Origin of the sequence: Thalassobacillus pellis (assembly GCF_016908295.1) — a bacterium.
Taxonomy (GTDB): Bacteria; Bacillota; Bacilli; order Bacillales; family Halobacillaceae; genus Thalassobacillus; species Thalassobacillus pellis.
Genome location: NZ_JAFBDO010000005.1, coordinates 40,049 through 53,542, shown reverse-complemented (window position 1 = coordinate 53,542; position 13,494 = coordinate 40,049). Strand labels below are relative to the sequence as shown.

10 protein-coding genes are annotated in these 13,494 nt (G+C 44.4%); 7 read left to right on the top strand and 3 right to left on the bottom strand.

Going from position 1 to position 13,494, the window contains the following annotated elements; genetic code table 11:
* Positions 1-94 precede the first annotated feature (94 nt).
* From JOC33_RS15205 to JOC33_RS15185, 5 genes are all read left to right on the top strand, one after another.
* A complete protein-coding gene (locus JOC33_RS15205) occupies positions 95-1,390 on the top strand; it encodes a homoserine dehydrogenase (RefSeq protein ID WP_205093405.1) in 1,296 nt (431 codons plus the stop codon).
* 2 nt (positions 1,391-1,392) lie between these two features.
* Entirely contained in the window at positions 1,393-2,454 is a 1,062-nt protein-coding gene (thrC, locus tag JOC33_RS15200) for a threonine synthase (RefSeq protein ID WP_205093404.1), read from the top strand.
* Entirely contained in the window at positions 2,451-3,380 is a 930-nt protein-coding gene (thrB, locus tag JOC33_RS15195) for a homoserine kinase (protein ID WP_205093403.1), read from the top strand. The genes thrC and thrB overlap by 4 nt, the downstream gene beginning before the upstream one ends.
* Positions 3,381-3,739: 359 nt before the next feature.
* Positions 3,740-4,216, top strand: coding sequence for a glutathione peroxidase (locus JOC33_RS15190; RefSeq protein WP_205093402.1), 477 nt, complete (start codon positions 3,740-3,742; stop codon positions 4,214-4,216).
* 516 nt (positions 4,217-4,732) lie between these two features.
* Positions 4,733-6,226 carry a flavin monoamine oxidase family protein gene (locus JOC33_RS15185; protein WP_205093401.1) on the top strand — a complete coding sequence of 498 codons (1,494 nt, stop codon included), beginning with the start codon at positions 4,733-4,735 and terminating at the stop codon, positions 6,224-6,226.
* A gap of 15 nt (positions 6,227-6,241) precedes the next feature.
* Here JOC33_RS15185 and uvsE read toward each other — a convergent pair whose 3' ends face one another.
* Positions 6,242-7,198, bottom strand: a complete 957-nt coding sequence (gene uvsE, locus JOC33_RS15180; RefSeq protein ID WP_205093400.1) for a UV DNA damage repair endonuclease UvsE — start codon at positions 7,196-7,198, stop codon at positions 6,242-6,244.
* 514 nt (positions 7,199-7,712) lie between these two features.
* Here uvsE and JOC33_RS15175 point away from each other — a divergent pair.
* Positions 7,713-9,092 (top strand): Glu/Leu/Phe/Val family dehydrogenase, encoded by a 1,380-nt coding sequence (locus JOC33_RS15175; protein ID WP_205093595.1) that lies wholly within the window; start codon positions 7,713-7,715, stop codon positions 9,090-9,092.
* Positions 9,093-9,174: 82 nt separating this feature from the next.
* Here JOC33_RS15175 and JOC33_RS15170 read toward each other — a convergent pair whose 3' ends face one another.
* Entirely contained in the window at positions 9,175-10,617 is a 1,443-nt protein-coding gene (locus JOC33_RS15170; protein ID WP_205093399.1) for a flotillin family protein, read from the bottom strand.
* A gap of 10 nt (positions 10,618-10,627) precedes the next feature.
* Positions 10,628-11,155 (bottom strand): NfeD family membrane protein, encoded by a 528-nt coding sequence (locus JOC33_RS20410; protein WP_205093398.1) that lies wholly within the window; start codon positions 11,153-11,155, stop codon positions 10,628-10,630.
* A 201-nt stretch (positions 11,156-11,356) separates the two neighbouring features.
* On the opposite strand from JOC33_RS20410, the gene JOC33_RS15160 reads away from it, so the two are divergent.
* Complete coding sequence (locus JOC33_RS15160) at positions 11,357-13,009, top strand: SLC13 family permease (protein ID WP_239534237.1); 1,653 nt, start codon at positions 11,357-11,359, stop codon at positions 13,007-13,009.
* Positions 13,010-13,494: the final 485 nt, after the last annotated feature.

Sequence of the window (13,494 nt, the reverse complement as noted above, 5' to 3'; positions counted from 1 at the left end):
ACAAAAGGGTTGTAAAAAAATCTCCCCATTACTATAATGTCCTTTATACGTAAACGAGTGTATTTTCTGAATATACAAAGAGAGGGCGATGGACATGACACAAACCATTTCAGTAGGATTGCTCGGATTAGGCACGGTAGGAAGCGGTGTCGTCCATATTATAGAAGAGCATCAGGATAAGCTGAAGCATCAAGTAGGGTGTGACGTAAAGGTAAAGAAAGTCCTTGTAAATAACCCAGAGAAAAAACGCGACATTCCCCTGGATGGAGTTACCATGACTACGGATGCCAACGATGTCCTGAACGATCCAGAACTGGATATCATTATTGAAGTGATCGGCGGAGTTGAAACTGCCCGCGACTATATTGTCCAGGCACTCAAGAATAAAAAACACGTTGTAACCGCCAATAAAGATTTGATGGCAGTCTATGGGAGCGAACTATTAGAAACAGCTTCCCAAAACCGTTGTGATCTATTTTACGAAGCCAGTGTAGCCGGTGGAATTCCAATCCTTCGGAGCCTTGTAGAAGGGCTTTCTTCAGACCGCATCACCAAAATGATGGGTATATTAAATGGTACAACTAACTATATTCTGACCAAAATGACACAGGAAGGCGCAGACTATGAAGAAGTCCTGAAGGAAGCTCAGAGTTTAGGGTATGCAGAAGCGGATCCGACCGCCGATGTTGAAGGAATTGATGCAGCCCGAAAAATTGCCATTTTGGGAACGCTCGGCTTTTCCATGCATATCGAACTGGAAGATGTGGCAATCGAAGGGATCTCTTCTGTTTCCAGAGAAGATCTGGAATATAGCAAGCAGCTCGGGTATACGATGAAATTAATCGGTATCGCCTCGCGTACCGTAAATAAAGTCGAAGTCAGTGTCCAGCCGGCTTTGTTCCCGGATAATCACCCGCTCTCAGCTGTGAACGAAGAGTTTAACGCCGTCTACGTGTATGGAGAAGCTGTTGGGGAGACGATGTTTTATGGACCAGGGGCTGGTAAACTGCCAACGGCGACTGCAGTTGTATCGGATCTGGTAGAAGTTGTCAAAAATATACGACTTGGGGTTAATGGTAACAGTGCCGTTATTCCTCAATACAAAAAGAATCTGAAAACCGATGATGAAATAGAAGCTAAATACTTTTTACGAATCAAGGCAGAGGATCAGTCAGGTACCTTTTCAGCCTTGACCTCCCTATTCGCCAAGTATGAAGTGAGTCTGGAAAAAATTCTGCAGGAGCCGTCAGAAGAAAAAGGTTTTGCAGATATCGTGATGACCACTCATACTGTATCTAAGCGAAACTATCAAATGATCCTCGAGCAGCTGCAAGGTCTGGATGTCGTTTCCGAAATCAAAAGCAGCTACCGGGTCGAAGGAGATGAATAGTAATGGTCTGGCGAGGTCTGTTACAACATTATAAAGATTATTTACCAGTGACAGAGGAAACACCTAAACTGTCTTTGTGGGAAGGAAATACCCCTCTTATCCCGCTCGATAACCTATCAGAAGAGTTAGGAATCGAACTTTATGTAAAATACGAAGGACTGAACCCGACCGGGTCTTTCAAGGATCGTGGAATGGTAATGGCTGTTGCAAAAGCAAAGGAAGAGGGCAGTGAGGCTGTAATGTGTGCTTCTACCGGAAACACTTCTGCTGCGGCAGCCGCTTATGCTACGCGAGCAAACATGCGCTGCATCATTGTCATTCCCGACGGAAAAATAGCGATGGGAAAACTGGCTCAGGCAGTTATGCACGGAGCTGAAATATATGCGATCAAAGGTAACTTTGACAATGCCCTGCAAATGGTACGGAATCTGAGTGAACAATCCCCGATCACCCTGGTTAATTCGGTAAACCCTTACCGGATTGAAGGCCAGAAGACTGCTGCATTCGAAGTCTGTGATCAACTCGGTAAGGCGCCGGATGTACTTGCCATCCCGGTCGGCAATGCCGGAAACATTACAGCCTACTGGAAAGGTTTCAAAGAGTATCATGAACAAAAAAACACCGGTCTGCCTGAAATGCATGGATTTGAAGCTGAAGGGGCTGCAGCCATCGTACGTAATCAAGTCATCGAGCATCCAGAAACACTGGCCACAGCTATCCGGATCGGTAATCCGGCAAGCTGGGACAAAGCCATCTCGGCGGCGAGTGAATCAAACGGGAAGATTGATTCCGTTACAGATGAAGAGATACTCTCTGCCTACCAGCTGCTGGCTAAGACAGAAGGTGTCTTTGCCGAACCAGCCTCCTGTGCTTCCATCGCAGGTATCCGAAAAGACTTAGAACTGGGAAAAATCAAAAAAGGTTCCCGAGTGGTTGCTGTACTGACAGGTAATGGACTGAAGGATCCGGATTGCGCAATTGACAACTCAACCATTAAGCCGAAAGTACTCCCTAATGAGGAAGAGACTGTTTTTGACCATATTTTAGGGCGTGTCCCGCAATGAAAGCGAGTGGAATGTTCACCATAACCGTTCCGGCCAGCACAGCTAACCTTGGCCCAGGCTTTGATTCTGTCGGTTTAGCAATCAACCGTTATTTGACCTTAAAGGTATATGATAACGATGAGTGGCTATTCCATACAAAAAGTGACAATTTGTCAGGTCTGCCCTCTGGAACCGAAAACCTTATTTATAAGACAGCTGCCAAGGTTGCAGATGTTTATGGAAAAGAGCTTCCTCCGAAACTAGTGCACGTTTACAGTGACTTTCCGATGTCCAAAGGCTTTGGCAGCAGTGCCTCTGCGATCGTTGCAGGGATAGAGCTCGCCAACCAGCTGCTGAATCTGATGCTGACTAATAAGGAAAAAGCCAGACTGGCAAGCTTATATGAAGGTCACCCGGATAATGTGTCTGCTTCTATATATGGCGGGCTTATCATCGGCTGTCATCAGGAACATTCTACTTACATTGTCACAGGCGGTGTCCCTGAGGTCGATATTCTGGCTGTTATTCCGCCAAATGAGTTAAAAACCGATGAGTCACGAGATCTGCTTCCTGGACAATTCTCTTATCCAGAAGCAGTGGAAGCCAGTAGTATAAGTAATGTGCTGGTTGCAGCATTAATACAAAATAACTGGGAGCTCGCAGGTAAAATGATGACCGAAGATTTATTCCATCAGCCTTACAGGGCTTCTGTAATACCAGAGTGGGAGAGGCTGCTCGCTTTAATCGATGAACTGCCAGTTTATGGCGCAGCCATCAGCGGTGCTGGCCCGATCCTGCTATGCTTCACCCCTTCCGGAAAAGGAAAACGGATAAAACAAAAATTGACCGGCCAATTCCAGACAGGGTATGAAATCGAACTCCTCAAGGCCGACGGACATGGTATCTCGGTAACACACTCTGCTGATTCAGCTGCTGCTAACAACTAAAGACGAATCCAGAGGATGAGGCTGCCCCTAAGTCATTAATTGACGAATCGGGGCAGCCTTTTCTGTATAGTTGATACCGGAAAATTGGAATGGGAAGCGATTCCCTTTCCACCTTTTGGGACAGCCTCTTTCTTTATCCCCCACCCTGCGGAAAAACAGGCGATCCGAGCCCCTGCAGTGTGGGGGTTCACGAGGGTCTCGGGTGTTCGCCCTCGGAAAGCGAGTGGTATTCAATCCCCGGTACGCACAAAAAAAGCTCGTAGAAAACACGTGGTTTCTCTACAAGCTGGATTTGCATATAAATTTTTGACGAACAGGCTGGTTATTGCTAGTTTTTTAATAAAAGGAGGCGTTTAAACATGAGTGTTCACGACTTTTCAGCCAAGACAATCACCGGCGAAGAAAAACCCTTAAGCGAATATTCCGGTAAGGTGCTGTTGATTGTCAATACTGCGAGCAAATGTGGGTTTACCCCCCAGTATGAAGGCCTGCAGGAATTGTACGATAAATACCATGAAAATGGTTTCGAAGTACTCGGCTTTCCCAGTAACCAGTTCATGAACCAGGAACCAGGTTCCGATGAGGAAATCCAGGAGTTCTGCAAGCTTAATTACGGTGTTAGCTTCCCAATGTTCAGCAAAACGGACGTAAGAGGCAAGGAAGCCCACCCCCTCTTTCAATACCTTATTAAGCAGGCTCCAGGAGTAGTTTCCGATCAGGTTAAGTGGAATTTCACGAAGTTTCTAGTCGATCAAGATGGACAAGTATTCGAACGCTATGCGCCAAAAACAAACCCGGAGAGTATCGAAAAAGATATCGAAAAGCTGCTCCGTTAGTATTAACCTCCGCTTTATGAATGAAAATTTATGATAAACATACGAGCCTGAATTTAGGTTCGTATGCTCGTTTCAGGCTGTCGGAAAGTTTCTGCAGCCTGATTTTTTTCTGCTTTCTTTCATTATTCATTGTTATCTTGTTGATCATAATCTATTTAGGCGGTGATTTTTTGTTCCAATTAAGAATAGAACAACAACCGAGCGTGGGTTTCGCGAGGAAGCTCGAGCGCTCGTCCACGAAAAGGGATGGGTCTTTCGCTCGTGGCGATAAGAAAAAGGCTGGCTTGGGGAAAAGAGGACACGGCAAGCATCCACAGACAAGCGATTCTTGGGAATGAACAACTAACATTAGCAACTCATTTAGAAAGAACTTCTTCAATGGCTTCGGGGAAAACCAGGGGTTTCTCCATAAGCTGAGACGAGCCTGGATTTGGGCTCGTTTTTTCTTGCCTGCAGAGCACAGGAGCATATTTGCTTTTTCATATGAATAATATGAAGAAAAAGCGGGGTGACGCTATGAACCGAGATTCTCCAACCGTCGGAAAGGGATATGCAGATTTGGAGTATCCAGAAGATATGTTAGCCCTTATCCGGGATGGTTTGCCAAAAACCAACTGCCCGAAAAAAGTGCTTATCGCCGGGGCCGGCATGGCGGGTCTGGTTGCGGGACTATTGTTGAAAGAAGCAGGGAACGAAGTAACCATACTAGAAGGGAACGGCCGGTTTGGTGGACGGGTTTATACAATCAGGGAGCCGTTTCATCCCGGAAACTACATGGAAATGGGAGCGATGCGGCTTCCAGATACCCATAAACTTGTTTTTGAATACATACGTCGTTTTAACCTTCCTGTCAATAAATTCAACAACACAAATCCACAGGATTTATTTTTCGCGAATAATATCCTGACTACACGCGCCATTTACAACGAGAACCCCGATATACTCCAATTCCCCGTGGAAGATTGGGAAAAGGGAATAACTGCCCAGGATCTGTTCCTGAATGCTGTCCGTCCATTTCTCGATCGGTATAGGCAGGCAAGCGATGAAGAAAAGGAACAGATGGAACAGCAATTTTCTTCTTATTCGATGGAAGAGTTTTTATCAGATAATCCTTATGGCAGGTCGTTATCTCCAGCTGCCATCGCCAGCATCAGCGTGCTTCTGGGGATAGAAGGTTTCCCAGAGTTTTCTTTTGTAGATATCCTGACAGACGTTGCCTACCCGATCTTTAGTGAAGAAGTTCAATTTTACGAGATCACCGGCGGGAACGACCAGCTTCCGGCAGCCTTTGTAGCTAGATTACAAGATAATATTCTTTATAACCAGAAGGTTGAAAAAATCATCCAGACGGACAATGGGGTCATCATGCAAACGAGAAATCCAATGACAGGTGCTACACATAGCTTTACTGGGGACTATGCGATTATTACTATTCCGTTTACATCATTACAGTTTGTAGATGTCATTCCCCACAATTCCATTTCCTTTAATAAAAGAAGAGCGATACGAGAACTCAATGTCCTCCCGGCAGTTAAAATCGGTATAGAATTCAGGAATAAATTCTGGGAACAGCAAAACCTGGGAAATGCAACAACCGACACTCTCACGAATTTTTCCTATATACCCAGTCATAACATCGGCACCCCAGGGCCAGGTGTAATGCTTGCCAGTTATACCTGGGGGCAAAATGCCTTACTCTGGAACAGTCTGCCGCAGAGTGAACATATCAGTTATGCATTGGATGGTCTGTCGAAAGTTTATGGACCACAAGTCTATCGAGAATTTTTGCAGGGGGTTTCCTTTAACTGGGGACAGAATCCATTTTCTGCCGGATGTTTCACGCTTTTCACACCGCCTCAACAGAAAAACTTCAAGGAAATCATCCAGCAGCCTGAGGGAAGACTGCATTTCGCAGGAGAGCACACTTCCTCGTTCCATGGCTGGATTGAAGGAGCTATTGAATCGGGCATACGAACAGCTTATGAAGTTAATAGCAGGGAATGTCCCTGATGGATCGGCGGCAGATCACCATTCCACTGCCGCCCCTTTTACACGTCTCACTCCCCGAATAGCTGAAATTTCCTCTACAAGCCTTCGCAATGCAAGATCCTTCCCTTTTGCTTCTACCATGAAATCTATTGGTTGACCTATATTCTTCAGTTCTGTTAAAAAAGGCATTAAAAAATCTACGTCTACATACTCAGCATGGCTGCGGAAAGCTTGCTCTGATTTTGGTGAAGAAACATGGACTTTCGGCACATATTCCTTTCCTGCCCAGGTTTGGAATATTCTTGGAAGCAAACCCTCTAACGACTCATCGTCTTCATGATTTGCCGCAAAGTGATGATAATCGAACATCATCGGAATATTCTCCTTTTCACAGATTTCCAATGTTTCTGTAGCAGTATAGGTTTTATCATCATTTTCCAAAGTCATCTGGGCTTTAATATGGTTTGGAAGTTTACGCAGATTGTCATGGAAGCGGGCTACCGCATTCTTTTTGTCCCCGTATGCCCCGCCAACATGAATATTGATATGTATCATTTTTTCCAGGCCCATCGCTTCAGCCAGGGCGTAATGATATTCCATATCCCGGACGGCATTTTCTGTTACATGTCCCTTGTCGCTGGTGAATAAGGTGAACTGGTTGGGGTGGAAACTCGTCCGAAGCTTATGCTTTTTAACAAGTTCGCCGATCTCCTGATAAAGTTCTTTAAAAGGTTTGATGTAATCCCAAGGGACCTCCATATGCGTTGCTAATGGGACGATGGAAGAAGACATGCGGTAAATATCAATCTCATGAGCAATATTATAATGGAGCGCTCGAATGGTATGTTCCAGGTTTTTTCTAGTAACTTCCTCCAGCCGGAGTTTACGTTCCTCTGATCCAAGCTTACTCCAGCGCGCAAACGTCAACGTTTTCTGCGGAGATGCTTCCCATAAATCGAGGGCGTGTGCTACATAGCCGAAACGAATTAACATGATTATCCTCCTTCCCCTGTGACCTCATTTTTCCACATCCATGGTTTCTTAAACAAAATAATATGCTGTATAACATTGGTAGGTGCAACCGCTTTAATCAGGTTAAGCTAACTGAATTTTCCGAAGACTATTTTGCGAAAGTCAGCATTGCAATATACCAGCTTTGGAAAAACCAACCCGGGATTGAAATTTATATGATGGCAGGAGGAATCTGCGTCTGACAACCAATCCCAACAGAAAGTGAATAATTGCCTTACCATCTGCCGGACAATAGTCTGGGAGTTTTTTTGTGCCATGATGTTCGGGCTGCCAGACGGCATGGCTATCTATGTGTATCCTTCTCCTATTTTACTATTACTCTTTTAAAAGCAGATTAAAGGATTAATCGTAATGAAAAACGGGGAAGGATTATAGTAGTGGGTCGAGAGACTGAGTTTATAGGGGGCATTTTCTTATGCCCTTTTTTCCTATTACTCTTCGTTCAAATTAATAATAAGGAGGTCATTTTTTTATGATGGAAAAAAAGACAGAAGACATCATACAGCAATCATTGAACGCATTACTTGAAGATGAGAATTTTTTACCTGATTTACAGGGTGATACCAGGCAGCAGGCCTTCAAGTCCCTAGCATCCATCTTATCCACCCCCAATCATATCAACAAATCCTTTCTCCGTATCGCGTTAGAAAATGGACAAGTTGTCCGTGTTCCTGCTTTTCGCGTCCAGCACAATAATACCCTAGGACCGTACAAAGGCGGTATTCGTTTCCACGAATCTGTCAACGAAGATGAAGTGTCGAATCTCGCTAAGCTGATGACATTGAAAAACGCGCTTCACGAAGTGCCATTCGGAGGCGGAAAAGGCGGAGTCATCATTAAACCTAGGGATTATTCCACAAAGGAACTGAATTTGATTTGTAAAAAATACGTCCAGTATTTCTCCGATATCATCGGCACAGATAAGGATATTCCGGCACCCGATGTCGGTACGAGCGAACGGGAAATGGACTGGATGATGGCAGAATACAAAACAATCCATCCTGGCCAGCCCTATCGGGGAAGCTTCACCGGAAAAAGTGTCATTAATGGCGGTTCCTTAGGCAGACGGGAAGCAACCGGGAAAGGTGTCTATTTCTGCTATCGTTACATGCTTCATAATTTTGTCAAAGAGAATCAGAACTGGCTCTCTGAAGGGGACAATATATTCGCAAAAACGGCCCTTGGTTATATCGACCGTCCTCTGACTATGGCTGTCCAAGGTTTCGGTAATGTCGGTTCCGTGGCGGCTATGGAAGCCTATAAGTGTAATCACATGCAAAATAAAGTTGTTGCGGTCAGTGACCAGAACGTAACCGTTTATAACTCAGAAGGGTTGGACATCCCCGGGCTGTTGAAATATACTTCCAAGCATGATGGCGATTTGCCGACTACCAAAGATGCACTGGAAGAATATGATTTAAAAGCTGACATTTTAGATAGGGACAGCCTATTGACTCTTGAGGTCGATACTCTAGTACTTGCTGCTCTGGAAGATCAGATCCATATGAATAACGTAGAAGATATAAAAGCAAATATGATTGTCGAAGGAGCGAACGCACCGATTACAGAGGATGCAGATCAGTTCTTAAGTGAAAAAGGAGTAGTAATCATCCCGGACATCCTTGCCAATGCCGGAGGTGTTATCGTATCGTATCTCGAATGGATGCAGGGCAGGGAAACACAATTTTATAACGAAGATGAAATATACGAATTATTATACGATAAAATGCAGCACACACTGGATACTATCCTGCCGCAATTCTACGGGGACCCATTTCCTCTAAGGCAAAACTGTTACATTCACTCTGTGACAAAACTGTCAACCATTCTTTATCGCCAGGGTAAACTATATTAATAATTCCTGTACAATCAAAAAAAATCTCTCGGAGAAAATGAAAATTTCTTCGAGAGATTTTTTGGTTACTTCACAAATATCATTATTCTGTCTTGACAGGCTGTTTCTCTGCTTGTCGAAAGCTGTCATTGATTTTTTTCTCGCTGTTGGCAGCTACATTATCAAGCATACCTTTCATATCAAATCCTGACACATCCTTCAACGTTTCAGGAAGCTGACTCATTAAACTCGTAACATAATTACTCATTCTGGTTGCCCCATCGCCTTCTCCATTTCCGTGATCGACTACTGTCACTTTATCGATGGAGCTGACTGGTTCAGCTATCTTACCAGCGAACTCTGGCAGCATTTTGATGATCATTTCCAGAATAGCGGCTTCCCCGTATTTTTCCATGGCGTCAGCTAATTTTTCTTTGGCTTCCGCTTCGGCAAGACCTTTTTGTCTGATTGCAGCTGCCTCTGCCTGACCATCAAGTCGAATCTGTTCCGCTTCAGCCTCTGCCTTTTTGACCCGAGTCAGTTTATCTGCTTCAGCTTTTTGTTCGGCAGCATATCTTTCAGCTTCGGCCTTTCTGGAAATTTCCGCTTCATATTGACGTTCTTTCCTTCGTACTTCCCGCTCTTCCAGATCGATCAATTTATTTTTTTCTACAAGCTGGATTTGCATCTCTTCTTCTTTGATTTGCTGCTGGGATTTTGCTTCTTGCAATTTATAAGCCATGTCCGCTTCAGCTTTCGAGGTATCCTGTTCCCGTTTATAAGCAGCTACTTTCAACTCTTTATCCTTCGAAGACTCGGCAATTTGAGTTTCACTCTGAAGCTCGGCCCGTTTACTTTCCCTCTCTGCACTCGCCTTTTGGATGCGGGCATCTCGCATAGCATTTGCTTCTGCTATTTGCGCATCCCGTTTCACTTCTGCAATACGAGGCTTTCCTAGAGCTTCCAGGTAGCCATTTTCATCCTGCACATCCTTGATGGTAAAAGAAACAATCTGAAGCCCCATTTTTCTAAGATCAACCGCTGCCTGGGTTTGTACTTCCTGGGCAAAACGTTCCCGGTTTTTGTAGATTTCTTCCACTGTCATCGTACCGAGAATAGCCCGGAGATGACCTTCAAGAACTTCCTGAGCTTCTTTACGAAGCTCAGAATCATCTTTTCCCAAAAATTGTTCCCCGGCAGTTGCAATACCCTCAGTTGTGCTTTGAACTTTGATGATAGCCGTTCCATCTGCCATGACCGGAACGCCATTTTCGGTATAAACATTCGGCGTAGAGATATCCAGGCTGTGAGAGCGCAGACTGATCAATTCAGCCTGTTGAAAAACAGGGAGGATAAATGCCCCGCCTCCTCTGACTATTTTTATCCCGCTCCCATCATCGGCTCTATGTACGTTCTTACTGCCTAGAAAGCTGCCAGTTATGATCATGGCATCGTCTGCTCCGACAGTTTTATATCTGACGATAAACATAATTGAGAACGCCAGAATGACACCGGCAATTACACCTAATACTATTAATAAATCCATACTTCTCCTCCTACCCTAATTGATCTTCCCATTCTGATACATACAATATGTGCTCCTTTACTTCTACCACAACTACTCGTGAGCCTTGCTTGATTGTCTTCTCTTCAAAGCTCTTGGCGCTTTCACTCCTGCTTCCACTCGTGGACTCGATGAACACCTCTCCCATGCCATCTAATGGAATGGTCGTTATCACTTCCCCAATCTTCCCTTCTAAGTCCTGGACAGATATAGCTGTAGAGGATTCCGCCTTCGACATTGGAATGACTAAGTAATGGTAAATCATCATATAAGCACCTATACCAGCGATAATACTGACCAGTGAAACAATAATTGTTCCAAGACCGGTATACTTAGTCAACAGAACACCAGCCCCACCTATAACGGATAAAGTGCCAAATAATAATAACGGATGGAATAATTCATCCAGCCCACCAAACAGGCCTTCGATCAACTCACTAAAAAACAGGGAAAGAACTGCGGCCCCAAGGCTTCCCCATAATAACCACCAGTAGATAATCACTATTTCTATCTTTATCACATCCTCTCCTGAATTGGTGCGATCTTCTTATTTATACGGGCGGTATATGGTAAAAGTTTCATATTCCATGTAAAAAATAGATTCACTATTAGCAGAAAAAAGTGAGATGGGGGAAAATAATGGTTTATTTTCATTTGGAATAGGGAAAAAGTAAGAGATATCTTTATCTTATTTTTTCCAACTACTATTACAGGAGGTTGTATGATGAAAGCCGCATACGGAATTGCTGCTTTATGGCAGCTGCTTTGGGAAAAGCATGCAGAAGTAAAAAATCTGATTCGTTTTTTTGCAAGCGGTAACACAGAGCACTGGAATTCATCGGATTCCAAAGACAAAACAGCGAATACCAATCAGGAAGAACCGCCTGGATGGGACACAAGGCAAAAGGTTGGACTCTGGCTTGGACCGCTTTTATTTGTTCTTATATTATTGTTTTTTGACCCGGAGAACCTTTCTCAGCAAGGAATCGCTATATTGGCTTCAACCATCTGGATTGCCACCTGGTGGATAACAGAAGCTATTCCTATTCCAGCGACGTCTTTGTTACCAATCGTTCTGTTCCCGTTAACTGGAGGCCTTGAAATTGGTCCCACTGCTTCCTCATACGGGGATGACACCATTTTCTTGTTCATGGGTGGGTTCATTATCGCACTCGCCATGCAGCGTTGGGACCTGCATAAAAGGATAGCACTCGCCATAATTGCAGCTATTGGCACCAATACGGAACGGATTGTGCTAGGATTCATGGTTGCTACCGGTTTTTTATCCTTGTGGATTTCTAATACCGCAACATCCATGATGATGGTACCGATCGGGCTCGCGATCATCTACCAAGTGTCCGATATTCTAAAGGACGATGACAGCATTGATACAAGCCCGATGAATTTCAATTTTGGCAAGGCGCTGATGTTAGGGATTGCTTATTCGGCATCGATTGGCGGACTTGGAACGTTGATCGGCACACCGCCGAATACTATTTTTGCCGGAATGGTCACTGAGCTTTATGGAATAGAAATTTCATTCGCCCGTTGGATGCTGTTCGGAGTACCGATTGCTATTGTGCTATTACTCATTACTTGGGTCTATTTGGCTAAATTCGCTTTCAAAATGAAGCTGAATCAGCTGCCAGGCGGCAAAAAAGTGATACAGGACGAGCGAAAGGCTTTGGGCGGAATGTCCCCAGAAGAAAAAGCTGTCATGACGATCTTCGTGCTGACTGCCTTTTCCTGGATAACCCGCTCTTTTTTCCTGAATGAAATTGTTCCAGGAATTAACGATGCCATTATTGCTATCAGTGCATCAATTGTTCTGTTCATCGTCCCTTCCAAACGTTATAAGGGTGAAGCATTGATTGATTGGGACACAGCGAAAAAGCTGCCTTGGGGCATCCTGTTACTATTTGGTGGTGGACTTGCCATCGCTGCAGGGTTCGTGGAGTCAGGACTTGCCCAATGGATTGGGGAACAACTGACCGTACTCGATAACGTTCCATTCTTCGTTATCCTGCTTTCAGTCATTACACTGGTCATTTTCTTGACCGAAATCACATCTAATACAGCTACTGCAACGATGATGTTCCCGATTATGGCTTCCCTTGCATCCGCACTAAGTGTTCATCCATACAGTCTTATGATTGCTGCAGGGGTCGCCGCATCCTGTGCCTTCATGCTTCCTGTCGCCACCCCGCCAAATGCGGTCGTGTTTGGATCAGGTTATCTGCGGATCCCAGATATGGCCAAGGCTGGTGTATGGCTTAACTTATTATCGATTGTCGTCCTAGCAATTTTCATTTACTTCTTGCTCCCGGCTGTATGGGGGATTGATTTGACGAATTTCCCGAGCAAATTCGAATAATCCCCATCAATTGAATGGCCTGACATAGGCATTCACAAATCTGATACAAAAAATATTACCTAGTGGAAAACCCGAACAATTTATGTGTAAATTGTTCGGGTTTTCCACTAGGTAATTATAAGAATTGATAGTGATAAAACACTTTACAGCAGACTGCACCCCCAACAGCCTTCGCTTTCCGCTTGCATGGGAGTCTCTATTTATTTTTCTGCTGTCTAAATTTATTTAGACTTATGTATTATATCCAAGGAGCGAGGACACATCCACTCCTGCGGAAGAACGAGTGAGCCGAGATCGCCAAGCGTGGGCTTTGCGAAAAAGCTCGGGCGCTCGTCCGCGGAAAGGGAAGTGTCTATCGCACCTGGTCGTAAGAAAAACTTGCGGAAGAAAAGTTGTTTTTCCTCAGGCTATGTCTTCCCTGATTTAGGTTGGTCAGTCTTTTCATCAGTAGAAGTCCTTAATGTGTTATAGTTGAACTAATTAGA